23 protein-coding genes and 1 pseudogene are annotated in these 26,382 nt (G+C 51.2%); 11 read left to right on the top strand and 13 right to left on the bottom strand.

The window, feature by feature from the left end; all coding sequences use genetic code 11:
* A pseudogene (locus RTM06_RS13035) lies at positions 1–703 on the bottom strand (MFS transporter); the annotation flags it as partial.
* Positions 704–819: 116 nt separating this feature from the next.
* Between RTM06_RS13035 and RTM06_RS13040 the strand changes: the two are divergent.
* Positions 820–1,824, top strand: coding sequence for a helix-turn-helix domain-containing protein (locus RTM06_RS13040; protein ID WP_312182672.1), 1,005 nt, complete (start codon positions 820–822; stop codon positions 1,822–1,824).
* A gap of 57 nt (positions 1,825–1,881) precedes the next feature.
* Here RTM06_RS13040 and uraH read toward each other — a convergent pair whose 3' ends face one another.
* Together uraH and RTM06_RS13050 are read right to left on the bottom strand one after the other, a co-directional pair.
* Complete coding sequence (gene uraH, locus RTM06_RS13045; protein ID WP_110867159.1) at positions 1,882–2,304, bottom strand: hydroxyisourate hydrolase; 423 nt, start codon at positions 2,302–2,304, stop codon at positions 1,882–1,884.
* Between the two features lie 548 nt (positions 2,305–2,852).
* The gene (locus tag RTM06_RS13050; protein ID WP_256698879.1) at positions 2,853–3,056 is read right to left on the bottom strand and encodes a general stress protein; all 204 of its coding nucleotides are present in this window, start codon (positions 3,054–3,056) and stop codon (positions 2,853–2,855) included.
* A gap of 424 nt (positions 3,057–3,480) precedes the next feature.
* Between RTM06_RS13050 and RTM06_RS13055 the strand changes: the two genes are divergently transcribed.
* Both RTM06_RS13055 and RTM06_RS13060 read left to right on the top strand, forming a co-directional pair.
* Complete coding sequence (locus RTM06_RS13055; protein ID WP_256698878.1) at positions 3,481–3,975, top strand: DUF892 family protein; 495 nt, start codon at positions 3,481–3,483, stop codon at positions 3,973–3,975.
* A gap of 420 nt (positions 3,976–4,395) precedes the next feature.
* Positions 4,396–5,961: a methyl-accepting chemotaxis protein gene (locus RTM06_RS13060; protein WP_256698876.1), complete on the top strand. Its 1,566-nt coding sequence runs from the start codon at positions 4,396–4,398 to the stop codon at positions 5,959–5,961.
* A gap of 46 nt (positions 5,962–6,007) precedes the next feature.
* Here RTM06_RS13060 and map read toward each other — a convergent pair whose 3' ends face one another.
* From map to RTM06_RS13075, 3 genes are all read right to left on the bottom strand, one after another.
* The gene (gene map / locus RTM06_RS13065; RefSeq protein WP_256698875.1) at positions 6,008–6,790 is read right to left on the bottom strand and encodes a type I methionyl aminopeptidase; all 783 of its coding nucleotides are present in this window, start codon (positions 6,788–6,790) and stop codon (positions 6,008–6,010) included.
* Positions 6,790–7,032, bottom strand: a complete 243-nt coding sequence (locus RTM06_RS13070; protein WP_008106304.1) for a ParD-like family protein — start codon at positions 7,030–7,032, stop codon at positions 6,790–6,792. The genes map and RTM06_RS13070 overlap by 1 nt, the downstream gene beginning before the upstream one ends.
* Positions 7,033–7,143: 111 nt before the next feature.
* Complete coding sequence (locus RTM06_RS13075; protein WP_176972698.1) at positions 7,144–7,329, bottom strand: general stress protein; 186 nt, start codon at positions 7,327–7,329, stop codon at positions 7,144–7,146.
* A 246-nt stretch (positions 7,330–7,575) separates the two neighbouring features.
* Here RTM06_RS13075 and RTM06_RS13080 point away from each other — a divergent pair, with 246 nt between their 5' ends.
* From RTM06_RS13080 to RTM06_RS13095, 4 genes are all read left to right on the top strand, one after another.
* Entirely contained in the window at positions 7,576–9,024 is a 1,449-nt protein-coding gene (locus RTM06_RS13080) for a sugar porter family MFS transporter (RefSeq protein WP_312182676.1), read from the top strand.
* Between the two features lie 64 nt (positions 9,025–9,088).
* Positions 9,089–9,793: a YoaK family protein gene (locus tag RTM06_RS13085; protein WP_312182678.1), complete on the top strand. Its 705-nt coding sequence runs from the start codon at positions 9,089–9,091 to the stop codon at positions 9,791–9,793.
* Between the two features lie 263 nt (positions 9,794–10,056).
* Positions 10,057–11,925, top strand: coding sequence for a PTS beta-glucoside transporter subunit IIABC (gene bglF, locus RTM06_RS13090; RefSeq protein WP_312182679.1), 1,869 nt, complete (start codon positions 10,057–10,059; stop codon positions 11,923–11,925).
* 15 nt (positions 11,926–11,940) lie between these two features.
* On the top strand, positions 11,941–13,335 hold the full coding sequence (locus tag RTM06_RS13095; RefSeq protein ID WP_312182680.1) for a 6-phospho-beta-glucosidase: 1,395 nt from the start codon (positions 11,941–11,943) through the stop codon (positions 13,333–13,335).
* Positions 13,336–13,374: 39 nt separating this feature from the next.
* Here RTM06_RS13095 and licT read toward each other — a convergent pair whose 3' ends face one another.
* Entirely contained in the window at positions 13,375–14,238 is an 864-nt protein-coding gene (licT, locus tag RTM06_RS13100) for a BglG family transcription antiterminator LicT (RefSeq protein ID WP_312182681.1), read from the bottom strand.
* A gap of 303 nt (positions 14,239–14,541) precedes the next feature.
* Here licT and fliD point away from each other — a divergent pair, with 303 nt between their 5' ends.
* On the top strand, positions 14,542–15,954 hold the full coding sequence (gene fliD, locus RTM06_RS13105) for a flagellar filament capping protein FliD (RefSeq protein ID WP_312182682.1): 1,413 nt from the start codon (positions 14,542–14,544) through the stop codon (positions 15,952–15,954).
* A 65-nt stretch (positions 15,955–16,019) separates the two neighbouring features.
* On the opposite strand, the gene yajD is transcribed toward fliD, so the two are convergent.
* A complete protein-coding gene (yajD, locus tag RTM06_RS13110; RefSeq protein ID WP_312182684.1) occupies positions 16,020–16,367 on the bottom strand; it encodes an HNH nuclease YajD in 348 nt (115 codons plus the stop codon).
* A 210-nt stretch (positions 16,368–16,577) separates the two neighbouring features.
* Between yajD and RTM06_RS13115 the strand changes: the two genes are divergently transcribed.
* Positions 16,578–18,044: a glucosyltransferase domain-containing protein gene (locus RTM06_RS13115; protein WP_312182685.1), complete on the top strand. Its 1,467-nt coding sequence runs from the start codon at positions 16,578–16,580 to the stop codon at positions 18,042–18,044.
* 71 nt (positions 18,045–18,115) lie between these two features.
* On the opposite strand, the gene RTM06_RS13120 is transcribed toward RTM06_RS13115, so the two are convergent.
* Positions 18,116–19,147 (bottom strand): methionine synthase, encoded by a 1,032-nt coding sequence (locus tag RTM06_RS13120; protein WP_008106326.1) that lies wholly within the window; start codon positions 19,145–19,147, stop codon positions 18,116–18,118.
* Between the two features lie 29 nt (positions 19,148–19,176).
* Positions 19,177–20,160 (bottom strand): DUF1852 domain-containing protein, encoded by a 984-nt coding sequence (locus RTM06_RS13125; RefSeq protein ID WP_312182688.1) that lies wholly within the window; start codon positions 20,158–20,160, stop codon positions 19,177–19,179.
* 306 nt (positions 20,161–20,466) lie between these two features.
* On the opposite strand from RTM06_RS13125, the gene RTM06_RS13130 reads away from it, so the two are divergent.
* Complete coding sequence (locus RTM06_RS13130; protein ID WP_312182715.1) at positions 20,467–21,006, top strand: DUF2058 domain-containing protein; 540 nt, start codon at positions 20,467–20,469, stop codon at positions 21,004–21,006.
* Here RTM06_RS13130 and RTM06_RS13135 read toward each other — a convergent pair whose 3' ends face one another.
* The gene (locus RTM06_RS13135) at positions 21,007–21,690 is read right to left on the bottom strand and encodes an RluA family pseudouridine synthase (protein ID WP_312182689.1); all 684 of its coding nucleotides are present in this window, start codon (positions 21,688–21,690) and stop codon (positions 21,007–21,009) included.
* A gap of 189 nt (positions 21,691–21,879) precedes the next feature.
* Here RTM06_RS13135 and RTM06_RS13140 point away from each other — a divergent pair, with 189 nt between their 5' ends.
* A complete protein-coding gene (locus RTM06_RS13140) occupies positions 21,880–22,362 on the top strand; it encodes a cold shock domain-containing protein (protein WP_312182691.1) in 483 nt (160 codons plus the stop codon).
* Between the two features lie 82 nt (positions 22,363–22,444).
* Here RTM06_RS13140 and RTM06_RS13145 read toward each other — a convergent pair whose 3' ends face one another.
* Both RTM06_RS13145 and glgX read right to left on the bottom strand, forming a co-directional pair.
* Positions 22,445–24,088 (bottom strand): methyl-accepting chemotaxis protein, encoded by a 1,644-nt coding sequence (locus RTM06_RS13145; RefSeq protein WP_312182693.1) that lies wholly within the window; start codon positions 24,086–24,088, stop codon positions 22,445–22,447.
* Positions 24,089–24,306: 218 nt separating this feature from the next.
* Complete coding sequence (glgX, locus tag RTM06_RS13150) at positions 24,307–26,379, bottom strand: glycogen debranching protein GlgX (protein ID WP_312182695.1); 2,073 nt, start codon at positions 26,377–26,379, stop codon at positions 24,307–24,309.
* Positions 26,380–26,382 lie beyond the last annotated feature (3 nt).

Raw genomic sequence — 26,382 nt, forward strand, 5'->3', positions numbered from 1 at the left:
CGCTGAGCAATGTAACCAGCAAAATAAGCTGTGCTGCCAGGCTGCTCCAGCCGAGGCTGCTGCCCTGCGTGATGAGGTAGGTAGCGCCGACCACGCTGAGTGATAAGATGATCAGGCCGCCGAGATCGAGCTTTTTGGCTTCAGCATCACGCGATTCCACCACATTTTTCAGCGCGAGGATCAGCGTCAGCAACGCGATAAAGCCGTGCAGCAAAAACACCCATTGCCAGCTAAACCAGGCGACCAGCATGCCGCCGATGATTGGCCCGAATCCCAGCCCGAAGCCAAAGGTAATGCCCCACGCGGCGAACGCACGACTGCGCGCTTTTCCCTGTGGAAACTGGAATGACAAAATGGCGATCAGGCAGGTTAACATCGCGCCACCGCTTAATCCTTGCAGCAAACGTCCGACGATCAGCCACCATGCATTGCCCGCCAGCCCGCACATCACCGACGTCACGCCGAAGGCGATAATGCTGATGATGAAGATACGTTTGCGTCCATAAGTGTCTGCCAGCGTGCCGGTTGCCATTAACACGGCGGTGCAAGCCAGCGTGTAGGCGTTCATGATCCACTGCAGTTCGCGAAAACTGGCGTGCATCTCCTTTTCCAGCACCGGCAAAATCACCGGTACGCTGGATATCTCCAGGCCCGACATCAGTGCGGCCAGACAAACCGCCATCAGCGCCAACATGTTCTTCATACTCATTCCCTGCGATACGTTAAGAGCGTGCCAGCATGAAAGATTGGCGTGAAGGTGGAAATCTGCCCGCATGCCATATATCGTCAAGATCGTGCCAAATTCTCCGGTGACCTTTAATGCAAATGATTGCTCCGTTACATGCCCGTTCGCCTGCACCGTTTAACTGCCGCATGGTTTTGCTGGCGTATGAATGCCTGTGTACCTTTGAATTCGGCACGGCAGTTGAGGCTTTTGGGCGCGTCGATGACGCGTTCGGCCAGCCTTTATATGATTTGAGCGTGGCGTCGGTGGAGGAGGGCGTATTCGGCGCGCAAGGCGGCGTGCGTTTGGTGGTCGACGGCGGACTTGAGCTGCTGGACGAGGCGGGCACCATCGTGATTCCCGGCTGGCGCAGCGTGCATGAACCGGCATCGGATGCGCTTATCGCTGCATTACAAAAAGCACACCGCAACGGCACGCGTATCGTTTCGATCTGCGCAGGCAGTTTCGTGTTGGGCGCTGCCGGTTTGCTGGATGGTAAACGCGCTACCGCACACTGGAACAGCACCGAAATACTGGCGCAGCGCTTCCCTCAGGTGCAGGTTGAACACGGCATGATTTATGTTGATGAGGGCAGCATTATTACGTCAGCGGGTGGCGCAGCGAGCGTGGATTTGTGTCTGCATCTGATTCGTCGCGATTATGGCATTGAAGTGGCAAACCGCACCGCGCGCCGCATGGTGACGCCGCCGCTACGTGAAGGGAATCAGGCGCAGCTGATCCAGCAGCCGGTGCCGCAGCGTGCGGCAAAGAATCTTTCGCCGCTGCTTGATGATTTACGCAATCACCTCAATACGCCGCTGGTGATTGATCAGCTCGCCAGACAAGCCGGCATGAGCCGCCGCACATTTTTACGCCGCTTCCATGACGCCACCGGCACCACGCCGGGAGAGTGGATGTTGAGCGTGCGGCTGGAAAAAGCCTGCGCACTGCTGGAGAGCGGCAAGCTGAGCATCGACCAGGTTGCCGAGCAGGCGGGATTTGGATCGCCGGAAACCTTGCGGCATCACTTCAGACAGCGCTTGAATACCACGCCAACGCATTGGCGCAAGGCATTTAATGAAAGAGGGATGGTGCTTTAATTAAGCCAGGTGCGCCGAAAACCTGCAGGGTCGCCATTCATGGCGACCGTTTTGAACTTAATTTCCGCGATAAGTCGAATAACCAAACGGACTCAACAGCAGCGGAATATGGTAGTGCTCGCCGTTGCTTTCCATATTGAACTCCACCGGAATCTCCGGGAAGAAGGTCTTCTGATTGTTCATTTTGTAATAGTCACCGGTTTTGAACACCACGCGATAGCTGCCTGCGCTGGCGGTTTTATCTTCCGGGAACAGCGCGCTGATTCTGCCGTTGCTGTCGGTTTTGCCGCTGGCTAATTTCACCCAGTTATTATTTTGTTTCTGATCGAGTTCAACCTCAATACCCGCTGTTGGTGAGCCTGTCTGCAGGTTCAATACATGTACGCTGAGAGGATTTTTTGGTGCGGCGGGTTGTGCAGCTCCTGCTGACAGGCTGGTCGCAATCAGGATGGCACTGGCTGAGGTAAAAAGAGTTTTCATTAAGATATCCATATTTAGCAGGTGAATGTGCTGCAATCCTAGGTTCTGCGACAACAAAATAAAAATCGATACGACTAAATGTGAAATTTCTGAGATCAAAAAATGAGTTAAGTGCGTACTGTCATCGAAGGAGCGCATTCATGCGCACCTGGTCACCATAAATGGCGACCTCCGGAACGATTGTGTGTTTCGGTTTCCTGTTTTACCGCTTCGATAACCTCTTCATGATTATTCTTAGTGACCTGTAAGAATAATCCTTCGAAAGTTGTACCAGCCTTTAGACAGTGTACAAATATAACGATTAGTCCGTGATTTATTATTAGCCTGCAAATGTAATTTATTGGCTAATAAGCGAAGGGTAAAACCCTGATAAGCGAAGCGGTAAATAAGTTGAGATTGATCAAGAAACAATCAAATATCCGTTTTTTTGCAAAAAATAACTCTCCTGAGATCGATGCAGCTGTAATTAAGCGAAGCGTAAATACAGTATCAGGAGAGTGTTGTGCAGAAGTGAATACCGTTAAAGGTTTATTCTTTTAAGAAGACTGTTATTTGCGTCGGCTGATCTTGCCTCCTTTTCTTCCTGCTTCAATGGCACGCTCCGGGTCATTCTTGAAGTTGCCGCCGCTCGCCTGACCACCCTTGCGTCCAGCCTCAGCTGCACGTTCCTTATTCTCTGCGAAGTTGCCTGCACCACCACGACGTTGCGTCTTTTTTTCTTCCTCATCGGGTTGCTGCTTAGCGTCCGTCATTGGTTCTCCTCTCTGTTAAATACCAATTTGATGCAAAATAAATGTAGTGCCATTTTTACCAGTTTCAAGCCTGGGTTTATCTTAAGTCTTAATTCTAAGAGGCTTGCTTGTGTAACTTCCAGCTAAATTTTTGATTGTCTCTAAATGTAACTATCATTAGTTATGATCTTGAGTTTTTTAACGTCATAAAGAAAGCTTCTTTGAGTCGTTAATAAGCGAAGCGGTAAGAGACTTTACTTGTAAAGTTAATCGCAATTCCTTTATGCAATACTTGCAGCTTCCCACTTACTTGCTAGGTTTAATTAATCTCCTTATTTAGCCTAATTAACGCTTCGCTTATTTTCTTTATTCACGCTAAATGAGCTGATGTCATACCCATCAGGCAGCTAACTGTCGATGTTCTTCTCACTACCGGAGCAAATTAATGACCAAGGAATTTGTGTATCTGGACTGGTTACGCGATGCGCACGCCATGGAAAAACACGCAGAGTCTTTGCTGCAGGCCGCGACGCTAAGGCTGGAGGATTTTCCCCTTTTGCAGGCGCGCATGAAGCAATACACGCAGCAAACCTGTGAACAGCAACAACAGGTGAAGGAGGTGTTAAAGCGCTATGATAGCAACTGGTCGGCGCTCAAAGAGGCGTTGGGACGCATGTCGGCGGTGGGGCAAGCCGCCAGTGATATGTTGCGTGATGAAGAGGGCGTGCGTATTGCAGTGAGCAGCTATGTGTTCTGTAACTATAAAGTAGCCACCTACACCGCATTGCTGGCCGCAGCGCAGCAGGCGGCGGACAGTAAAGGCATAAAGACTTTCCAGCTTATCCTGCAAGATGAAATCCAAATGGCGGATTGGCTACTGCATCAGTTGCCGGATGTAGCGAATGAAGCGATTTTGCAGAGCGCGGAAGCGGCAGTTTGACGAATGAGTGCGGACGGTCAGCAGCCTGTATCTGCTGACCACGTCATTTTGCATTTATGCGTATATATTGAAGATAAATGATCATTTTTCTTTGAGTCAAATTGCGGTAACTGGGAAAAATAAGAACATTTATTCACTATCCGTAAGGTCTGCGAAATCCTTTCTTGTAAATTAAGCAAAAAAATCAGCCTGGTGATTTTATGTATATCGCCATCATTAAATAAAACTGATCAATGAAATCGTTTTCAAATCAATAACTATCTGCCCATAGCCAGTTTGATGTACCTGCGTCTCTAATGTTAATGAAATAGCTGACGATAACAGTAGGGATGCTGCCGATTAATTTTCGGAGCCTCTTCCATTTTTAAAACAACACCATTGTCTTCACACCTTTTCAATCAAAATCATTGAGGTTTCTAAATGGACGTAGTTCAAAGATTTTCGCGTAATGTAAAGTTGCGAACCAAACTTACCATATCCTCTGTGCTGAATATTGCGATGCTAATGTTGGTGGCGTTGCTCGGATTAAATTCGCTGTTCTTAGCGGAAACCGGCGTCAATGGCATGATGAAGGATGATTATCCGACCATCGCATTGGGCAACCAGTTGATTGATGAAATCAACGTGACGGTGCAGCAGCAAGCACTGCTGCTAAGTCCCATTGATGCGCAGCGCAGAGCGACCATTCAAAGCAATCTTCAGGAAGCATCGAAAAAGATCAGCGAAACCTATAAGCAATTAGGTGCGCTGGCAACGGATGAAGAATCTATTGCTTTTCTTAAGCGCGTTGAATTGAAGCGGGCTGACTTTCTGAAGGAGCGAAATGCTTTCTTCGCGTTAGTGAATAGTGATGTGACAAAAGCGGTGGATTTCTATTTTTCTACCCTTGCCACGGCGCAAAGAGATTATATCAATGAGGTTGAGGGTTTCATTAATCTGCAAGAGCAGCAAATGAATGGCTCTTACAATAATTTTATGGCGTCATACAGTAAGACCAAAATCTCCATGCTGATTATTTTTGTGGTGGCTATTTTGGTTTCTGCATTAATTGGCTGGATTATTATCCGTTCCATTACTGTGCCTTTGAAAAAAGTTATTGCGTTTCTAGGCCGCGTAGCGGATGGCGATCTCAGCTCCGATTTTTATGAACAGCGCAAAGATGAAATGGGGCAGTTAATTAATGCCATTCAGCAGATGCAGGAGAAAATGTCAGAGATTGTCAGCCATATTCGCATTAGCGCTGAACAGATATCTGGCGGCGCCAGCGAAATAATGTCGGGCACCAACGACCTTGCCGCCCGCACGGAAGAGCAGGCTAGCTCGGTGGAACAAACGGCGGCCTCGGTGGAGGAATTCAGCGCCACCATCAGCAACACGCGAAATAATACCCACGTTGCCGCCGATCTCTCCGCCAAAGCGGAAAGCACGGTGGGACGCAATGCCAGCATGATGGATAACGTTGCGACCAAAATGGCCGAGATCAACGATTCTGCCAGCCGCATGGCGGACATCATTAACCTGATCGATTCAATTGCTTTCCAGACCAATATTCTGGCGTTGAATGCTGCGGTGGAAGCCGCACGCGCCGGTGAACACGGTCGTGGTTTTGCCGTGGTGGCGCAAGAAGTGCGCGCGCTGGCACAGAAAACCGCCACCTCGTCGCATGAGATCCGCAATTTAATTGAGGAGTCCTCCACGCGCATTGCCGATGGTCGCGATATGGTGACGGATGCCAATAAGCTGATGAACGGCATGATGTCGAATGTCGCCGAGATGAAAGAGCTGCTGGTGCAGATTAATCAGGCCAGCACCGAGCAGGCCGACGGCATCAGCCAGATCAACACTGCGATTAGCCAGATTGATATCACCACACAGCAAAATGCGTCGCTGGTGGAGCAATCGCTGGCGGCATCGGCAATGCTGAGTGAGCAGGCGGCAAATATGGTGAATAGTGTGAGTGTGTTTACGCTGCGTCAAACCGCTTAAGGCGATGTGGGTCCAGAACGTTCTTCGCGTTCTGGATCTCCTATTATTAGATAGCCTGATATGCGCCGGTACCTTCTGGCCACGGCGTCAGCAAATCAAATCCGGTTTCGGTCACTGCGATGGTATGTTCCCACTGCGCCGACAGCGAGCGGTCCTTTGTGACTACCGTCCAGCCATCGGATAGCACGCTGGTGCCGGCTTTGCCCGCATTGATCATCGGTTCGATGGTGAAAATCATACCCGCTTGCAATTCCAATCCCTCACCCGGCGTGCCGTAATGCAGAATCTGCGGATCGCCGTGATACACCTCGCCAACGCCGTGACCGCAATACTCACGCACTACCGAGAAACCGGCTTTTTCCGCCACTTGCTGAATTGCCGCGCCGATATCGCCTAATGTCGCGCCCGGTTTCACCACGTTGATACCCGCAACCATCGATTCGTAGGTGATATCCACTAAACGTTTGGCACGCACCGAAGGCTGACCGACGTAATACATGCGGCTGGTATCGCCGTACCAGCCATCTTTGATAATGCCGACATCAATATTAACGATGTCACCATCCCTGAGCTTTTTCTCGCCCGGAATGCCGTGACACACCACGTGGTTTACTGAGGTACAGGTCGTTTTGCTGTAGCCGTGATAGCCGATATTCGCTGGAATCACTTTCAGCACGTTTACCACGTAATCATGACAAATCGCGTCCAGTTCATCGGTGGTAACGCCCGGTTTGACGTATGGCGTGATGATCTCCAGCACTTTAGCGGCGGCATGTCCGGCGGCACGCGCCAGTTCGATCTCTTCAGCGGTATGCAGTTTGATGCTCATTACGCGATTCCCTGCGAGGTGAATAAAGGATGGTCAAGCAGTTGCGCTAAATCCGCGCCGCTGTCGCGTTCAACGCGCATCAGCAAGCGCGTCAATTCCTGATGATTGAGTGACGGGTAAATCTCGGCCAGCATGCCGATCTTCATCCAGTGTTCTGCCTGCGCATTGATGGATCGGCTCATCGCCGTGCTGGCGATGCGCAGATTCTCATGCATCAGGTCGGAGATTTTTACGATGCCCATGATAATCCTATATATGAAATGTATGCGATATGTATATAGGCTACCGTTTTGGGAGGTGGTATGCAAAAGAGAAGTGAAGCCAATCCATGGCATGAAAAATCCTAAGGCGCCTTACTCAGACTTTGTTGGAGGACGACGGCTAATCTTGCCTCCTTTCCGTCCCGCTTCAACGGCTCTTTCAGGATCGTTTCTGAAATTGCCTCCACTGGCTTTGCCTCCCGCTCTGCCAGCTTCTTTCGCACGTTCTGGATCGTTGGCAAAATTCCCTGCGCCGCCTCTGTAGCTCTGTTTGTTCATAGGAAGACCTCTTATCAATGTTCCGTTAGATTTGAGGACTAGCTAGTCACGCTGAAATAGTAGTACGCCGTTGTGCGAAAGCCAGAGCGGCAATGACGATCATTGAAAGAGATCATGAAATAAATGTTTGAATGTTTGTCGATTTAACCGTGACCTCCGTCACATTTTACAATTCCTGACTATACTTCTGCCTTTTGGGTTTCAACCTTTGCGCTAGAGGGCGCGTTAAATATGCAGGGAACAGGAATGGACACATCGCAGCAAAACAGTGACGACGATTCAGCGCTAAGCAATCTCACCGTCAAACAGCGCATCTTCTTTGTGGTACTGGTGGCGACCATGGGCGCGTTGGCCTTTGGTTATGACACCGGGATTATCTCCGGTGCCTTGCCGTTTATGACTTTACCACCTGATCAGGGCGGTCTTGACCTCACACCGTTCACCGAAGGTTTAGTCACTTCATCCCTGATCTTCGGTGCCGCACTGGGTGCTTTTCTCAGTGGCTATTTCTCCGACCGCTTTGGTCGTCGTATCACGCTGCGTTCTCTGGCACTGATCTTTGTGCTGGGCGCGATTGGTACCGCGTTAGCGCCGAACCTGCACGTGATGGTGGCGATGCGTTTTCTGCTGGGGATTGCGGTAGGTGGTGGCTCCTCAACCGTGCCGGTGTTTATTGCCGAAATCGCCGGACCCAAACGTCGTGCGCCGCTGGTGAGCCGCAATGAGCTGATGATTGTTTCCGGTCAGCTGCTGGCGTATGTGGTCAGCGCGGTGATGAGTTTCACACTTAACGATCCGCATTTGTGGCGTTACATGCTGGCGATGGCAATGATTCCCGGCGCCTTGTTGTTTATCGGCACCTTCTTTGTGCCGGCTTCGCCGCATTGGATGGTGGCGGAAGGGCGCATCAAAGAAGCGAGCCGAATCCTGCATAAATTGCGCGAAACACCGCGTGAAGTAAAAAAGGAGATGACAGAGATGCGCCAGCACGCCAAGGCGGCGCGTCAGGGGCTTTCGGCACGTGAACTGCTGCAAGAGAAATGGATTCTTCGCTTGTTGCTGGTGGGCGCGGGGCTGGGCATTGTTATCCAGTTCACCGGCGTGAACGCCTTTATGTACTACACACCTGTGATCCTGAAAACCACCGGCATGGGCACCAACGCGTCGATTGCGGCGACCATCGGTAACGGCATTGTCTCGGTGCTGGCAACCATGGTAGGCATCAAAGCGGTGGGACGTTTTGGACGTCGCACCATGCTGATGACTGGTTTGACGGTAGTAATAGCCATGCAACTGGTGCTCGGCTGCGTGCTGCTGCTGATGCCACAAGACATGACGCAAAGTATCTTCGCGCTGGCGGCGATTCTGGTGTTCCTGTTCTTTATGCAGATGTGCATTTCGCCGGTGTATTGGCTGCTGATGTCCGAGCTGTTCCCGATGAAAGTGCGCGGCGTGCTGACAGGCGCTGCGGTTTCATTCCAGTGGATCTGTAACGCGGCGGTGGCGTTTGCTTTCCCGCCGCTGCTGTCTGCCACCGGCAATGGTGCATTCTTTATCTTTGCGGCCATCAACGTCGGCTCGCTGATCTTTGTGATCACCATGCTGCCTGAGACCAAAGGCAAATCTCTCGAAGAGATCGAAAACGAAATGCGTGAGCGGTTTAGCGAGCAGGAGCAGGATCAACAGACCGCCTGACGGCGCTTGAGAATTCCTGGTTACGGGAGGAAGATACGCCTCTTTCCCCGGGCCAGGATTTCCCATGCTGATCACCGCCGAGAACACGCGCACCTTTAATACCGACATTCGCCTGGCCTGCACGCTGGCCGCCGTTGCGGGCGCACTCAACACCGCAGCGTTTGAAACCGTCGGTTTCTTCTCGGCAAACATGACCGGCAATGTCTCCTCACTTTCCGACCATCTGGCCAAAGCCAATCTACACGTCGGCCTGTTTTTTCTGCTCATCGTATTGCTGTTTATTGCCGGATCGTCGGTCTCAACGCTGATTATCAACTCCGGCAGACGGCGCCAGATTCGCGGCATCTACGCCATTAATATCCTGATTGAAGGCATCGCGTTGCTGGTGCTGGGTGTGATTGAAAGCGGGTTCCGCTTTAGCGGATCCGGCGTGCTGCTTGTGCTTAGCCTGAGTTTTTTGATGGGATTGCAAAACGCGGTGGTGACGCGCATCTCCAACGCGCGTGTACGTACCACGCACGTTTCCGGCACCGCGACCGATATCGGTATTGAGCTGGCAATGCTGTTTGATGTGCTGCGCCGCAAAGAATCTCCTAAGGATGCGCCACTCTATATTGAGCGGCTAAAGCTGCATTTTTACACCGTGATGGCGTTTTTGGGCGGCGGCGTGCTGGGAATTTGGCTGCTGCAGTGGATGAGTTATCTGCTGCTGATGGTGATTGGTGCGCTGCTTAGCGTGCTGGCGTTAGCGGCACTCAACCGCCTCTAATCGGTGACCCGCTTCACACTTCTCAACGTTGTTCGCTAATACTGCTTGCCACTTTTACCGCGCTGTCAGCATGATAGCGCCCGTTAAGGATTGTTACTGTTCGGCAGGCAAAACCTGAGACGCGCCCTTTTTCAGTTGAAGAGGGCGCGTCTCAGGTTTTTTTTTGCGCGAAAAACGCGCCAATCCTTTGTAGGGTCGCCATTTATGGTGACCGATAGACGCTTAACTGGCGAGCATTAGGGCATTGTTCAGGAGAAAGAGTAATGCAATATCAGGAACTGGCGGATGACATCGTTAGCGGTGTTGGCGGCAAAGAGAACATCATCAGTGTGATGCACTGCGCCACGCGTTTGCGCTTCAAGCTGAAAAACAGTCAAAAAGCGCAGACCGCCGCGTTAAAGGACAATCCCGGCGTGATCATGGTGGTTGAGAGCGGTGGCCAATATCAGGTGGTGATTGGCAATCAGGTGGCGGAAGTGTATCGCGAACTCACCGCGCGCCATGCGCTGGATAATCAGAGCGAGGACGTAGATAACGCTGTACCGCAAGGCCTGTTTGCACGCTTTATCGATCTGGTGTCCGGCATATTTACCCCGTTTATCGGCGTGATGATCGCTACCGGCATCATCAAAGGGTTGCTGGCGTTAGCGCTGGTGCTCGGCGTGATGAGCGCCGACAGCGGCAGTTACAAAGTGCTGTTTGTTGCCAGCGATGGATTGTTCTACTTCCTGCCCATTTTGCTCGGCTACAGCGCCGGTAAAAAATTCGGCGGTAATCCATTTGTCAGCATGGCGATTGCCGCTGCACTGGTGCATCCGATGATTCTTGAGGTGCTGCAACAGCAGCAGCAGGGCAATGCACTGACCTTCATCGGCATCCCGCTCGAGGTGCTGAACTACAGCTCATCAGTGATTCCGATTATCTTCGCGGCCTGGGTTTCCAGCCTGATTGAACGTTGGGTGCATCCGCGCTCGCCTGTCGCGGTGCGTAACTTCACTACGCCGTTGTGCTGCTTGTTGATCACTGTGCCGCTGACGTTCCTGGCGATTGGTCCGGCGGCGACCTGGCTGAGCCGCATGCTGGCCGAAGGCTATCTGTGGATTTACAGCCTGAGCCCAATGATTGCGGGCGCGGTGATGGGCGCGATTTGGCAAGTGTGCGTGATTTTCGGTCTGCACTGGGGATTGGTGCCGATCATGCTGAACAATCTCGCCAACTTTGGTCACGACACTCTGCTGCCATTGCTGATGCCAGCGGTGTTGGGTCAGGCGGGCGCGACGCTGGGCATCTTCCTGCGAACCCGCGAAGCGAAACTCAAAGCGATGGCGGGATCGGCGTTTACCGCCAGCATCTTCGGCATCACCGAACCGGCGGTGTATGGCGTGACGCTGCCGCGTCGACGTCCGTTTATCTTCGGTTGCATCGGTGGCGCCCTGGGCGCGGCAATCCTCGGCTTCTGGCACACCACCATTTACTCCTTTGGTTTCCCGAGCGTGTTCACCTTTATTCAGGTGGTGCCGAACAGCGGCATTGATGCCAGCGTACTGGCGGCGTTTGCCGGTGCGGCGGTGGCACTGATTTTCGCCTGCGTCAGCACCTATCTGTTCGGTTTGATCGAGCCTGCAGCCGACGTGGTTGCGCCGCCCTCACCGGTTTCGTCCCCCACCAAGCTGACGCGCCGCGAAAGTGTGGTCAGTCCGATAGCGGGAGACGTCATTCCGCTGGAACAGGTTAAAGATGAAACCTTTGCCAGTGGTTTACTGGGCAAAGGGGCAGCGATTATCCCGCAGAGTGGCCGCGTGGTTTCGCCGATCGATGGCGTGGTGTCGTCAATGTTCCGTACTGGCCATGCGATTGGCCTGACATCAGCGCAGGGCGCGGAAGTGCTGATCCACGTCGGTCTCGATACCGTGAAACTCGATGGACAATATTTCTCTCCAAAAGTCGCCAACGATCAGCCGGTCAAAGTGGGCGACCTGCTGCTGGAGTTCGATCTCGATGCGATTAAAGCCGCAGGATTCGACCTCACCACTCCGGTGCTGGTGAGTAACAGTGATGATTTTGTGGATGTTTTAACCCTGAGCCGCACGGCCGTGAGCGAAGGCGCTCCGTTGTTGGCCGTGCTGAAATAATTGAGGAGCAAACAGATGACTAAACGTTTCCCGGACGGATTTTTATGGGGCGGCGCTGTGGCCGCCAACCAGGTTGAAGGCGCGTATCAGGAGGGCGGCAAAGGTTTATCGACCTCCGACCTGCAACCCAAAGGCATTTTCGGTGCGCGCGTCGAGCGCAGCGGTGATGATTTTGGCATCAAAGATACCGCCATCGATTTCTATAACCGCTTCCCGGAGGACATCAAACTGTTCGCCGAAATGGGCTTTACCGTGCTGCGTACCTCAATTGCCTGGACGCGCATCTTCCCGCAGGGTGATGAAGCGGAACCTAACGAAGCGGGATTAGCCTATTACGATCGCCTGTTCGATGAGATGGCCAAATACAACATCACGCCGCTGGTGACGCTGTCGCATTATGAAATGCCGTATGGCTTGATCAAAAAGTACGGCGGCTGGGGCAATCGCATCACCATCGATTGCTTTGAACGCTATGCGCGCGCGGTGTTCACCCGCTTCCAGCACAAGGTGAAACTGTGGCTGACTTTTAATGAAATCAACATGTCGCTGCACGCGCCGTTTACCGGCGTGGGTCTGGCGGAAGAGAGCGATCATCAGGCGATCTATCAGGCGATTCATCATCAGCTGGTGGCGAGCGGTCGCGCGGTGAAAGCCTGCCACGAAATCGTTCAGGACGGCAAAATCGGCAACATGCTGCTCGGCGCGCTGCTCTATCCGCTGAGCTGCCGTCCGGCAGACGTGTTGGAAACCTTGCAGCAGAACCGCGAATGGCTCTTCTTTGGCGATGTGCAGGTGCGCGGCGCGTATCCGGCCTATATGAAACGCTTCTTTGCCGATCGCGGCATTAGCATCGCAATGACCGAAGAAGATAAGCGCGACCTGCAAAACACTGTCGATTACATCTCCTTCAGCTACTACATGACCGGTTGCGTCACCACCAATGAAGAAGAGAACCAGAAAGCGCGCGGCAACATTCTTTCGATGGTGCCGAACCCGCATCTGCCGAGCTCCGATTGGGGCTGGCAGATCGATCCTGAAGGGCTGCGCATTCTGCTTAACATCCTGTATGACCGCTATCAGAAGCCGCTGTTTATTGTGGAAAATGGGCTTGGGGCCAAAGATGTGGTGGAAGCGGATGGGCAAATTAACGACGATTACCGTATTCAATATCTCAACGATCATCTGGTGCAGGTGCGTGAAGCGATTGAAGATGGCGTGGAGGTATTGGGTTATACCTGCTGGGGACCGATCGATTTGGTCAGCGCATCAAAAGCCGAGTTCTCCAAACGTTACGGCTTTATCTACGTGGATCGCGATGATGCGGGCAACGGTACGCTGGCGCGTTCACGCAAGAAAAGCTTCTTCTGGTATCAGGACGTGATTCGCAGCCATGGCGAAGCGTTGAAGTAAGTGGGTTGATTGAAGGGTGCGCAATCATGCGCACCTGGTTTACGCCTCGTCCGCATCATCCTGTAACGCCAGCGTCTCTTTGCGTACCCGCTCAATGTGAATGGTGAGGAACATGCGCTCCTCGCTGGAGAGCTCATACAGATATTTCTGCTGAATATGCTTATCGATCTTCTCTGCACATCGATAGGCGAGCGGATATTTGTCGCGCACCACATCATGCAGCGATTCATCCTCGCTCCACACGCCGCGTTTGCCCAACATGCGCTGTGCAAAGAACTTCAGGTGGTTGACGAAGCGGTTGTAACTCAAGCTCTCGGTGCGGTAATCCAGCTGAAGGCGATACTTCACGATATGCAGGATCTCTTGCATAAATTGCGTGATGTGCGATACATCGGCGAAATCGCTGCCGAGCTGCGCATTCACCAGATGCAGGGCGATAAATCCGGCCTCATCTTCAGGTAACTCCACGCCAAGCCGTTTGTGAATCAGCGCCAGCGCTTCGATACCGAGGGAAAACTCTTTCGGATAGAGCGTTTTGATTTCCCACTTCAATACGTTACGAATCGGGATGCCTTGCTGGTGGCGCTCAATCGCAAAATGGCAGTGATCGCACAGCGCGATAGAGAGACTTTCATGCAGCGGCTGACCCAGCTGCTGACGCGCATTGGCAATGATCAGTTCGCTGGTGGTGATCACCTCAAGCGGAATATCCGACAGCAATTCGCTGAGCCGGCCTGTCAAGGTATCACTTTGCAGCGCAAACACTTTTTCGATCTGCTGCGCATCCAGTTCGTCGCCGACGCGCTTCTGAAACGCCAACCCGCGTCCCATCACAACCTGTTCTTTGCCGTTGTCGCCCAGCACTACCGCGACATTGTTGTTGAGGATTTTCGCGATTTTCATTTTTATCTGCCCTGAAAATAAAAAACCTGACCCACCGGGAGGACGGCGTGTCAGGTTTTGCCTGCGCTGAACGCAGTAACAATCTCGCAAGATCATAATCGGCTGTGCTTATCCGACAAGCACAGCGACAGTTAAATGTGAAATGCATCATATTTCCAGCGCGATTAATCACAGGCGATCGGGCGCTAACGACGCGGCTTTTTATGTTTGTAAGGATAACGTAAGGAAATGATCAGATTTTTATAAAGTTTGCGTTAAGGCTGCCGATAGTACCGTAACGTTAAATTAACAGGAGTTGCGTTCATGACTGGGATTTCAACATTAGGCGTCGGTTCAGGACTGGGTTTAAGCACCATCCTCGACAAACTGACTGCGGCAGAAAAGCAATCGCTGGCACCGATTTCCAAACAACAATCGGCGGCGACCGCCAAGTTGTCCGCCTACGGTACGCTGAAAACCGCGATTCAGACTTTCCAGACGGCTAACAACAAATTAAACGATGCCGCCCTGTATACCTCGACGACCACAGCATCCAGTTCAACAGCGTTTAGCGCCGATTCCAACGGCAATGCGTTGGCGGGCAAATACACCATCAGCGTGCAGAAGCTGGCGCAATCGCAAACGCTAACCAGCGATGCCAAAACCGATATCAAAGCGGCGATTGGTAGCGATGCTGATTCCCGAACCCTGAAATTTGTCACCGCCGAAGGTAAAGAGAAGAGCATCACGCTGACCAAAGATCAGACCTCGCTTTCTGCCATTCGTGACACCATCAACAAGTCCGACGTTGGCGTCACCGCTAGCCTGATTAAGGTCTCGGCCACTGAATACCGCTTGTCAATGACTTCCTCTGCATCCGGAACCGGCAATGCAGTGAAATCGCTGAGCGTGACCGGCGATGATACCTTGCACGACTTTATCGGCTTTGATGCGACAAATGCTGGCAGCAGCGGCATGACGCAGAGCGTCGAGGCGCAGAACGCCAAGCTGACGGTTAATAATGTGGCGATTGAGAGCAGCAGCAACGTGATCACCGACGCGGTGGAAGGCATCACGCTGAAGCTTAACGATGAAACCAGCGGTAATCAGACGCTGACGGTAAGCAGCGATACCAACAAGGCGAAAACCGCCATTACTGATTGGGTAAATGCCTATAACTCGCTGCAGGATACGATGGCGAGTTTGACCAAATACACGCCGGTGGATGCGGGTAAAGATCCGGACGGGAAGAATGGGGCGCTGATTGGCGACGGCACGCTGCGCAACATTCAGGTGCAGATGAAGAGCATTCTGGCGAACACTTCCGGTTCCAGCGTTTACAAAACGTTATCGCAGGCGGGCATTACCACTGATCCCACCAATGGGCAACTTAAGTTGGATGCGACCAAACTGACCACCAGTTTGCAGGTTAAACCGGAAGCGATTCGCGACATGTTTGTTGGTGATAGCAAGAAAACCGGCGTTTCGACCGTACTGAACAACACCTTCACCACGTTCCTCAGCAGCAAAGGCGTATTGCAGGGCGCAACGGATTCCATCAGCAAGAAGCTGAATACATTGACCGATCAGTATAATACCGCCAGTAAACGTATCGATGACACTATTGCGCGCTATAAAAAGCAGTTCACCAATCTGGATAAAATGGTTAGCGTGCTGAATAACACCAGCAACTATCTCACCGAGCAGTTCAGTAATAGCACTAAGACCAATAAGTAAGCGTAAATAATCGGTCGCCATCGTAGGGTCGCCGTTTATGGCGACCTCTATTTCAAACAAAAACCTTACTTTTTCTTATTCAACATGGCCTTCAAATCGGCAAACGGATTATAGGTGGCTTCACCCACATCTTTTTGCGCATCTTCTCCTGCCACAACCGTTGTACCGTACTGATCCGCTTCGGTGTATTTCGAATGTTCATGGTCGTGACAATACAGGCACAACAACTCCCAGTTACTGCCATCTTCCGGATTATTGGTGTGATCGTGATCGATGTGATGAACGGTTAATTCGCGCAGATTGGAATAGACAAATTCGCGCGAGCAGCGGCCGCATACCCACGGATAGATTTTTAATGCTTTTTCACGATAGCCGCCTTCCAGCCGCGTGTAGTTTTTAGGGATCAGAGCCATTGCCGACGTTGCCTGTTAGAAAGAGATAAAGTGACATGTTATCCGCACAGCCCTTGCCTGCCAATGATGTTTATCATCCCTGAGCATCCCTTCTAAAAAACCGCCTACACTAGCTTGTATCTACGCGGAAATAAAAGTCCGCCCGCCCCCGATCGATGGAAATTCGCTAATAAAATGATGCCCGTAAATGATCCTCCGTCGGCAAGCCGGATGCAGCGTATCGCGTTGACCATGATGATGGGTATGCTGGCAACGCTACCTGTGTGGACCAACAAAATTTATTATCGGGATGACCTTTACCGGATACTGGATGGGGATCGGTCGACATGGCTTAGCAACGGAAGACCGGGCACCTGGTTATTACAGGCTTTGGTCTCTTTTGGTAATACGGTCAGCGATGTTTCTCCGCTTAATTTACTGCTTGGATTGCTGGCGCTGAGTGTTGCAGCTGTTTTCTTCACTGAAAAACTTAAAATTCCCCTGATTGGCTACTGGTCATTTGTGCCGCCGCTTTTTGTGGTGCTCAATCCCTTTCTGGCGCAGGGAATGCTGTATACCTTTGACAGCCTCACTATTCTTTTGTCATTCGCGGGCGCGATGCTGGCAAGCATGGTGAACCGATCGAAGCCGTTTCAGGAGGTCATTTACACGGCGCTAATATTACTGCTGATTCAGACGCTCTATCAGCCAGGACTTAATGTCTATATTGCCTGCGTAGCGTTACTGGCTATTGCACGGTTGAATAATGATCAATCAACATGGTCGTGGCTGGCCGGGAAAATAGTGGCGCTGGGCATTGCCATTGTGGTCTATAAACTGGCGATGAATTATCTGCTGCCGGTAAAGATCGACTGGTACAGCATGAAACACAGCAAGCTATTACTACCCAATTTAGAGTCTTTGCCAGTCATCATCGAGACGATTAAAACCTTCAGTCGCCTCTTTATTAGCGCTTATCCGCGCGGCATGATGATATTTTTATTGCTGCCTTTGCTGATGCTGCTGTCAGGCCTTATTGTGATGGCACTCAATTTAAAACAGCAGCGTAAATTCACGGTAAGCGCAGCCATTTTGATGCTAAGTGCGGGATTAATTGTCATTATGGCGATTCCCGGTCTTTCTTTGGCATTAGCCACTCCCTTATTTGCACCACGCATGTTGGGCGCCAGCAGCATTACCTTCCTGTTCTGTTTCTACGTATCCGTGCACGCTTTACCTGCTATAAGAAACTGGCTGGCGGGATTCAGTGTCATCTTGCTGTTTTATCATCTGGTGGTGATGTTAATAAGTTTCAACACGGTGGTGAACGACCAACGTTACCAAATGGATGTAATGAATCAGATTAAAATCACGCTGTCGATTCCTGGCGCACAATCGATTGATTCCCTCGCTTTTGTTGGTCAGCTGAATGATGCTCCGGAAGTACAAACCAATATTCGTAACTTCCCCATCATCGATCACATTCGGATGAAAATGCTGGGTGAGTCTGAGGGGTGGATTTGGCTGGCTTTGATTAAAAACGCTGGCTTGAGGTTAAAATCGTTGAACGCAACGGAAGAGATGAGAGTGATTAAACCACGCCAGTATCTTTCGCAAGGACCGGATTTTGACGCCTTTCAGGAGGGGCAAACGATGGTGATTGATTTCAGAAAATCGGGTGGGCAGGTTAATCACTGATTCAGCTGCTCGGTCCGGGAATGATTGTCATATCCCGGACCGAGTTTTATATATGGTGCTATGTGGCGGCGTTATTTATTCAGCAGCTCTTTACGTACAATCTCCGCACCGGCGCTTAACGCATCCAGCTTGCCTCTTGCCACACCGCGCGGCAAAGGAATCATGCCGCAGTTGGTGCAAGGATAAAGCTTATCGGCGTCGACAAACTGCAGCGCTTTACGCAGCGTCGCGGCAACTTCTTCCGGCGTTTCAATGGTATTGCTTGCCACATCAATGGCGCCAACCATCACTTTTTTACCGCGAATCAGTTCCATTAATTCCATCGGCACATGTGAGTTTTGACATTCCAATGAGATGATATCGATATTCGACTTTTGCAGTTTAGGGAAGATCTCTTCATATTGACGCCACTCGGTGCCCAGCGTCTTTTTCCAGTCGGTATTGGCTTTGATGCCATAACCGTAGCAAATATGCACAGCGGTTTCGCATTTCAGCCCTTCGATGGCTCTTTCCAGGGTAGCAATACCCCAATCATTCACTTCGTCAAAGAAGACGTTAAATGCAGGCTCATCAAACTGAATAATATCGACGCCCACCGCTTCTAACTCTTTGGCTTCTTCATTGAGAATTTTAGCGAATTCCCATGCCAGTTTTTCACGGCTTTTATAGTGGTTATCATAAAGCGTGTCGATCATGGTCATTGGACCCGGCAGCGCCCATTTAATGGGACGATCAGTTTGCTGACGCAAAAACTTAGCATCTTCAACAAACACGGATTTTTGACGGCTTACCGGGCCAACCACGGTCGGAACACTGGCATCATAACGATCGCGGATTTTTACGATCTCGCGCTTCTCAAAATCCACGCCGTTAAGGTGTTCAATAAAGGTGGTAACAAAGTGCTGACGCGTTTGCTCGCCATCACTGACGATATCAATGCCTGCTTGCTGTTGATCTTCCAGACACAAACGCAGCGCATCTTGCTTACCGTCGGTTAATTCCTGATCTTGTAATTTCCACGGCGACCACAATGTTTCGGGCTGAGCCAGCCATGATGGTTTCGGCAAACTACCAGCAGTGGAAGTCGGTAATAATTTTTTCATAGCAGGTGACCTTATATTTTTATGGGTGATCAAAGAACGGGAGTAGCAAACCATTGCTCAAGAATAGTTTGGTAAGGCTTAATGAAGCGCTCCTCCGTGAACTTCCCTTGTTCAACTGCCAAATGGCTACGTTCTTCTCGATCATAAACAATTCGCGTTAAAGAATAATCCTGATGATTTAAGCTTGGCTGATATTGATTACCGGCGGCCGAGTTAGCATTGTAAATCTCAGGACGGTAAATCTTTTGGAACGTCTCCATGGTGCTGATGGTGCCGATCAGCTCAAGATTGGTGTAATCACGGAGTAAATCGCCATGGAAATAGAAAGCCAATGGCGCAGCACTGTTTGCCGGCATGAAATAACGCGCCCGCAGACCCATTTTTCCGAAATATTCATCAGTCAGTGAAAGTTGATCCTGCTGATATTCGATGCCCAAAACCGGATGCACATTACCGGTGCGATAATAGGTGTTTTTACTCGATACGCTCAGGCAGATAACCGGTGCTTTATTGAAATTGGCTTTGTAGGCATCTGAGTTAACGAAGTTTTTGAAGATATTGCCATGCAGATCGCCAAAGTTATCCGGCGTACGGAATTCAGTGTGGCTCTTATTATGCTCTGACAACACAACGCTGAAGTCATAATCACGCACGTAAGAAGAGAAGTTGTTGCCCACAATCCCTTCGATGCGCTCATTGGTTTTTTTATCAACGATATTCGTTTTCAATATTTCAATGACTGGGAAGGTATTGCCATTGCCTTCAGCACCGAGATTCAGTTCAGCCGTAATAATCTCCAGCTCAACCGCATAACGATCGCTTTTCGGGTTGTCCCAATGCGCCAGAGAATTGAAACGGTTATCAATCATCACCAGCGCGTTGCGCAGATTCTCCTGACGCTTCTCACCGCGCGCCAGATTCGCAAAGTTGGTGGTGATGCGTGTATTGCTCGAAGGATTGTAATTTTCGTCGAAACGAAGGCTCTTAACCGTAAAAGTAAAGGCGTTGTTCATTTTAGTCTGCTGTCCTGATTATTAATATAAAGCCTTGCTGTGGCTGGATTTTTACGCTTTCCCCTTGTTCTTTTCGGGTACTCTCAATCAGCAGGCTTCATATTATTTTAAGTTATTAACGATGATACTTTTATGCCTGAGTCACTGGTTGAAAAAAAGTGATTTAATTTCATCGAACATGAAGGAATTTCATGATGAGAGTAATGATGAAGATCGTGCGCACAGCAGTCAGCCCGTGCGGTGTGGCACAGACTTCATCATTGCAGGTATACTCTCCCCAAATTTTTTAACGGGTCAGACACGAAAATGGCAAAACTCACCTTACAAGAGCAAATGCTGAAAGCAGGCTTAGTCAGCAGCAAAAAAATGGACAAGGTCCAACGAACCGCTAAAAAATCACGCGTTCAGGCTCGTGAGGCCAGAGAGGCGGTGGAAGAGAACAAAAAAGCGCAGCTGGAGCGCGATAAGCAGCTGAGTGAGCAGCAAAAACAGGCGACTTTAGCTAAAGAGTATAAAGCGCAGGTTAAGCAGTTGATCGAAATGAATAAAATCGATATTTCGAAAGGCAATATTGGTTTTAATTTCACCGACAATAATCTGATCAAAAAAATCGACGTGGATAAGCTGACCCAGACCCAACTGATTAATGGCCGGCTTGCCATCGCGCGACTGAGCGTGGATAGCAATGGTGAGATTCAATACGCGATTATTCCTGCCAGCGTTGCGGATAAAATTGCCCAGCGAGATGCGAGCAGTGTCGTATTGAACAGTGCGCTGAGTCAGGAAGAGCAGGATGAAGACGATCCGTACGCTGATTTCAAAGTGCCAGATGATTTGATGTGGTAGTCAGAACGGGCAGACATTGCGGATGTTTACCGACTCACCGCTTACCGGATGAATAAAATTCAACTCGCTGGCGTGTAACATCAATCGCGGCGTTTGTTCGCTGCCTGGCAGCAAGCGCCCGCCATACAGATCGCAACCCAAAATCGGATGGCCCAACTGCTGGCAGTGAATGCGCAGTTGATGGGTGCGTCCCGTTTCAGGTATGAGTTCTACCCGCGTTAATGGCAGCATCCCTTCATGCATACGCTCAATCACGCGATAGCGTGAACGAGCAAGTTTGCCATTGACTGCACATATCGTCATCAGTGGAAACAGCGCCGCATCTTTAGCAATTGGCGCGTCGATCACACCTTCATCCTCAGCCAGATGCCCACACAACAGCGCGTGATAAATCTTGGTTACGCTGCGCTGGCTGAACTGCTGGCACAATGCGGCATTCATCGCCTTGTTGCGGGCAATCACCATTAACCCCGAAGTACCGAAATCCAGCCGATGCACCAATGTGCAGCCGGGGAACAGCTTTACTAATCGATGATGCACCGAATCGAGATTGAGCGGATTTTTCCCCGACAGGCTGAGCAGGCCAGCAGGTTTATTGATCAGCAGCAGATGCTCATCCTGATAGAGAATCTCAATTTCGTCATCGCAAGGCGGGGCAATAAAGTGATCGATAATGGTAGACATCAGAGCGCCTGGATTTTAAATGGAGGCGGATAATAGCGAATTTTCAACTAGCTGGCGAATCTGGTGGATAAGCACTCGCCGGGCCAAAAATTATCGTCCAGACTTACAGCAAAGACGTGGTCTGCGCAGGCAATGTGCTTTACACTGCGCGCTGAAAAAACTGAGTAGATAACGATTAGGTAGGCGGCAATGGCGATGAACGGAACGATCACAACCTGGTTTCAGGATAAAGGTTTTGGATTTATCAAAGATGAAAATGGCGATAACCGTTATTTCCATGTGATTAAGGTCGCTAACCCTGAGCTGATCAAGAAAGATGCCGCGGTGACATTCGAGCCGACAACCAATAACAAGGGTTTGTCAGCCTATGCGGTGAAAGTCTTACCCGAAAGCAAATATATCTATATTGCCGGTGAGCGCCTTAAGCTTACGTCGATCAAGTCTTACGTGGTTTACAGCGAAGAAGTGCCGGTTGAGACGCATATCGATAAAGAGAATACCGTGCTGTCAGTGGGTATTTTGATGAATAGCATCAAGCCGAAAACAGATGTTAAACCGGATGAAGTGCGCTCACTGAAAAAACTGGCGATTACCACTTTTCAGGGCACAACCTTGATTTTCACGGCAGATGAAATCGATATTGATGCCACGGTGAAAATGCTGAAGGTGTAATGCCAGTTTGTTATGAGGTCGCCATAAATGGCGACCCTACGTTTTTTTAGGGTGCGCATTCATGCGCACCGGCTAAAACACCTTAAAAACTCTGCCAATCCGCATCATTCACCACCGCAACGCGCGAGGGTTTAACGAATGAAGCCGTACGCATCACAGCCTGCTTTTGATGAACCTCGCCCACACTCGCAACATGGAATTTACCCACCAGCTGATTCAGATTCCCGGCCTGTTCCTGCAGCGACTGCGAAGCGGCAGAAGCTTCTTCCACCAGCGCGGCGTTCTGCTGCGTGACATCGTCCATCTGATTTACCGCTTGCTGCACCTGTACAATGCCCTGGCTCTGCTCAACGGCGGCAGCGGCAATCTCTTCCACCAGTTGGCTTACCTGATGAATGGCATCATTCATTACGCTCATATTGCGGCCCACGTCGCTGGCCTGCGCGGCACCGGCTTCGGTCAAACGATGAGACTCTTCAATCAGCGTCTTAATTTCACGCGCGGCGGTGGTGGAACGCTGCGATAAGCTGCGAACTTCACCGGCGACCACGGCGAATCCTTTGCCATGCTCACCGGCACGTGCGGCTTCAACAGCCGCATTGAGCGCCAGGATGTTGGTCTGGAAAGCAATGCCTTCAATGATCGAGACGATTTCGGTCACTTTGCGCGAGCTACCACGAATGTTATCCATGGTTGAAAGCATAGTGGTCAGTGATGTGCTGCTCTTCTCCGACAAGCCGCTGGCGTTAGCAGCAAGCTGACTCGCCTGGCGGGTGTTATCGGCAGTCTGGCGTACGGTTTCGCTCAGTTCGGTCATGCTGGCAGCAGTTTGTTCCAATGATGCCGCCTGCTGTTCGGTGCGTGACGAAAGATCTTCGTTGCCCGCAGTGATCTGTACCGATGCGCTGCTCACCGATTGTGACGCCTGCCGTACGGACGAAAGGGCAACTGATACGCGATCCATCAAGACGTTAAACGAGTGCGCCATATTGCCCACTTCATCACGACGACTTTCATCCGCCTTCAAGGTTAAATCGAGGTTCTCGCTGGCGGTCATCATCACTTTGCCCGCCGCAGACAAGCTGCGACGAATACGCAGTACAGTGAACAGCGACAGCACACCAAAAATCAGTACAGTGGCGATAACGCCAGCAATGGTGGTCCATAGCACCGAATGGAAGGTACTTCGGTTGGTGGCGCGCAGTTCATCGCCGATGGCGATATTCAGCTGCAGCTGTTTTTGATAATCACTGATCAGCTGTCGGATGGCGGCACCGATGCCGGTTTGTCCGTTGATCAGATCCATACTGATGTCATTCTGATGGGCGCGTGATGCCGCTAAGAAGGGCGGAAGCGCGGCAATGACATGCTCAATATTGGCGTAAGCAACTTCCGTTAAGCGCTTATCTTCATCATTGGAGATATCGTTTGCCATGTAGTAATCGGTTTGTGATTTCAAATCCGCCAGCTGTTTTTGGATCTCATTCTCAATCACCGGCATTTTACTGTCGTCGGTCTGGCTTTTGTGTTTGTACAGCGTCAGCGCCAGTTGGTTACTGCCATCAATCAATTTGCCAAGATCCTTGATGGAGGGAATGGCATTGGCCTGTACATATTCAAAACGATCCTGAAAACCTGAAAGCAGAGAAATGGCGAGGACAGCTTGTAGGATGATGGCACCAAACAGGATGGAGAATGTGGCAAACAGACGTTGGGAGATGTTCATTTCATTATCCTTAATCTTAAAGCATCCCGGCTTTGGCAGCTCAGGGAAGAGGGCAAGTTAATAACCATCGGCAGATTAAGGAATTTAGTTAATTTAATTTATCCGGTGCGCACGAATGCGCACCCTACGAAAACCTCGCCAAACAGCTGTAGGGTCGCCATTCATGGCGACCGTTTAACGTTTACCCGATGTGCATTACGCCATCAATGGCAACCCGGCTATGGCCTGCGGAACAGCGCCAGGCTGCGGCCTTCCAGCTCGAAATCCTTCTCTTTAGTAATCACCAAACCCTTCTCAACGCTGTCCGACGTCGAAAGCTCCAGTACCCAGCCGCCTTCACCAAACTGGGGAATACGGAACGGCACGTTGCCTTCGTACGGATTAAACAGCATCAACACGTCATGCCAAATCCCTTCCTCCGTCTCTAAATCCGGGCGACCGAGATACACCCCAAGCGTGGTGCCATCATCCCATTGATCGGCCTGCTGGAAACCGCCACCGGCGTTAAACCATTTGATCTCCATCCCATCGCGCCAGCTTTCACGCCGCAGCAGCGGCTGTTTGGCTCTTAACGCCAAAATATGCCGTGTAAAGTCGCGCAGCGCATCAGCGGAAGGCGGCAGGTTTTCCCAGTGCAGCCAGGAAATCTCGCTGTCCTGACAGTAGCCGTTGTTGTTGCCAAGCTGACTGCGACCAAACTCATCGCCCGCCAGCAGCATCGGCGTGCCGTGCGAGAACAGCAGCGTGGCGAGGAAATTGCGTTTCTGCCGCTCGCGCACCGCATTGATGCCTTCATCGTCCGTCGGGCCTTCCGCGCCGTAGTTGTACGAACGGTTCTCGTTGTGGCCGTCGTTGTTATCTTCGCCGTTGGCTTCGTTGTGTTTCTCGTTGTACGACACTAAATCGTTCAGCGTGAAGCCATCATGCGCGGTAAGGAAGTTGATGCTGGACCACGGACGGCGACCGCGCTGATCGTAGAGATCGCCGGAACCGAGCAGGCGCGCGGCGAAATCATTTGTGACCATGTCACCTTTCCAGTATTCACGCACCGTATCGCGATACTTGTCGTTCCACTCCGCCCAGCCTGGCGGGAAACCACCAACCTGATAGCCGCCTGGCCCGATATCCCATGGCTCACCGATCAACTTCAGTTTGCACAACACCGGATCCTGCATGATGGCGTCAAAGAAGCCACTACGTTCGTCAAAGCCTTCCGGTTCACGACCCAGCACGGTGCCGAGATCGAAGCGGAAGCCGTCGACGTGCATCGATTCGGCCCAATAACGCAGCGAATCCAAAATCATCTGCAGCACGCGCGGATGCGAGGTATTCACCGTGTTGCCGGTACCGGTATCGTTGATGTAGTAGCGATGCTGATCCGGCAGCGTGCGGTAATAGGAGTAGTTATCGATGCCTTTAAACGACAAGGTTGGACCGAGTTCATTACCCTCGGCAGTGTGGTTATAGACCACATCAAGAATCACTTCGATGCCGGCATCGTGGAAGGCACGCACCATATCGCGGAAGCCCTGAATGCCGCGCGGACCAAAGTAGCGCGTGGCCGGCGCGAAGAACGCCAGCGTGTTGTAGCCCCAGAAGTTTTTCAGACCGCGATCCAGCAGATGCTGATCGTCCGGGAAACCGTGCACTGGCAGCAGTTCCACGGTAGTCACGCCGAGGCTTTTGATGTAATCGATCGAGGCCTGATTGCTCATCCCATCGTAAGTGCCGCGCATCTCTTCAGGCACCGCTGGATTAAGCTGGCTGAAGCCTTTTACATGGGCTTCATAAATCACCGTTTTCGACCATGGAATATTGGGGCGATTGGCATCCTGCCAATCGAATTCGTTGGGATCGATGACGACGCATTTCGGCGTAAATGGCGCGCTGTCGCGGGTATCAAAACTGAGGTCTTTGTCTTCATGCAGCAGGTCGTAAGCAAAGTGCGACTCGTCCCACTGCAATTCGCCCGCCAGTTCGCGCGCGTAAGGGTCGAGCAACAATTTATTGGGGTTAAAGCGATGGCCATTTTCCGGCTCGTACGGGCCATGCACGCGATAGCCATAAAGCGCGCCGGGCTGCAAACCGGGAATATAGCCGTGCCACACTTCATGGGTATATTCCGGCAAATCGAAGCGGGCGATTTCGTTTTCGCCGCTTTCATCGTACAAACACAGCTCAACTCGCTCAGCGCAGGCTGAAAACAGGGCAAAGTTCACGCCTTGGCCATCATAGTTAGCGCCAAGCACTTGTCCCGAACCTGCTGTAATTTCCAGATGCTTACTTGTCATCAA

The organism is Pantoea sp. CTOTU46764 (assembly GCF_031974595.1).
GTDB classification, from domain to species: Bacteria; Pseudomonadota; Gammaproteobacteria; order Enterobacterales; family Enterobacteriaceae; genus Pantoea; species Pantoea trifolii.

Bases quoted from the DNA above. Each gene is read 5' to 3' on its own strand.
- RTM06_RS13120 (WP_008106326.1), bottom strand. From the start codon at position 19,147: ATGAAAAAATTATTACCGACTTCCACTGCTGGTAGTTTGCCGAAACCA.
- uraH (WP_110867159.1), bottom strand. From the start codon at position 2,304: ATGAAAACTCTTTTTACCTCAGCCAGTGCCATCCTGATTGCGACCAGC.
- map (WP_256698875.1), bottom strand. From the start codon at position 6,790: ATGAGCATCAAACTGCATACCGCTGAAGAGATCGAACTGGCGCGTGCC.
- bglF (WP_312182679.1), top strand. From the start codon at position 10,057: ATGCAATATCAGGAACTGGCGGATGACATCGTTAGCGGTGTTGGCGGC.
- glgX (WP_312182695.1), bottom strand. From the start codon at position 26,379: ATGACAAGTAAGCATCTGGAAATTACAGCAGGTTCGGGACAAGTGCTT.
- fliD (WP_312182682.1), top strand. From the start codon at position 14,542: ATGACTGGGATTTCAACATTAGGCGTCGGTTCAGGACTGGGTTTAAGC.
- RTM06_RS13130 (WP_312182715.1), top strand. From the start codon at position 20,467: ATGGCAAAACTCACCTTACAAGAGCAAATGCTGAAAGCAGGCTTAGTC.
- RTM06_RS13075 (WP_176972698.1), bottom strand. From the start codon at position 7,329: ATGAACAAACAGAGCTACAGAGGCGGCGCAGGGAATTTTGCCAACGAT.
- RTM06_RS13140 (WP_312182691.1), top strand. From the start codon at position 21,880: ATGGCGATGAACGGAACGATCACAACCTGGTTTCAGGATAAAGGTTTT.
- RTM06_RS13085 (WP_312182678.1), top strand. From the start codon at position 9,089: ATGCTGATCACCGCCGAGAACACGCGCACCTTTAATACCGACATTCGC.
- RTM06_RS13070 (WP_008106304.1), bottom strand. From the start codon at position 7,032: ATGGGCATCGTAAAAATCTCCGACCTGATGCATGAGAATCTGCGCATC.
- RTM06_RS13125 (WP_312182688.1), bottom strand. From the start codon at position 20,160: ATGAACAACGCCTTTACTTTTACGGTTAAGAGCCTTCGTTTCGACGAA.
- RTM06_RS13080 (WP_312182676.1), top strand. From the start codon at position 7,576: ATGGACACATCGCAGCAAAACAGTGACGACGATTCAGCGCTAAGCAAT.
- RTM06_RS13060 (WP_256698876.1), top strand. From the start codon at position 4,396: ATGGACGTAGTTCAAAGATTTTCGCGTAATGTAAAGTTGCGAACCAAA.
- RTM06_RS13050 (WP_256698879.1), bottom strand. From the start codon at position 3,056: ATGACGGACGCTAAGCAGCAACCCGATGAGGAAGAAAAAAAGACGCAA.
- RTM06_RS13055 (WP_256698878.1), top strand. From the start codon at position 3,481: ATGACCAAGGAATTTGTGTATCTGGACTGGTTACGCGATGCGCACGCC.
- RTM06_RS13135 (WP_312182689.1), bottom strand. From the start codon at position 21,690: ATGTCTACCATTATCGATCACTTTATTGCCCCGCCTTGCGATGACGAA.
- RTM06_RS13095 (WP_312182680.1), top strand. From the start codon at position 11,941: ATGACTAAACGTTTCCCGGACGGATTTTTATGGGGCGGCGCTGTGGCC.
- RTM06_RS13145 (WP_312182693.1), bottom strand. From the start codon at position 24,088: ATGAACATCTCCCAACGTCTGTTTGCCACATTCTCCATCCTGTTTGGT.
- licT (WP_312182681.1), bottom strand. From the start codon at position 14,238: ATGAAAATCGCGAAAATCCTCAACAACAATGTCGCGGTAGTGCTGGGC.
- yajD (WP_312182684.1), bottom strand. From the start codon at position 16,367: ATGGCTCTGATCCCTAAAAACTACACGCGGCTGGAAGGCGGCTATCGT.
- RTM06_RS13040 (WP_312182672.1), top strand. From the start codon at position 820: ATGCAAATGATTGCTCCGTTACATGCCCGTTCGCCTGCACCGTTTAAC.
- RTM06_RS13115 (WP_312182685.1), top strand. From the start codon at position 16,578: ATGCAGCGTATCGCGTTGACCATGATGATGGGTATGCTGGCAACGCTA.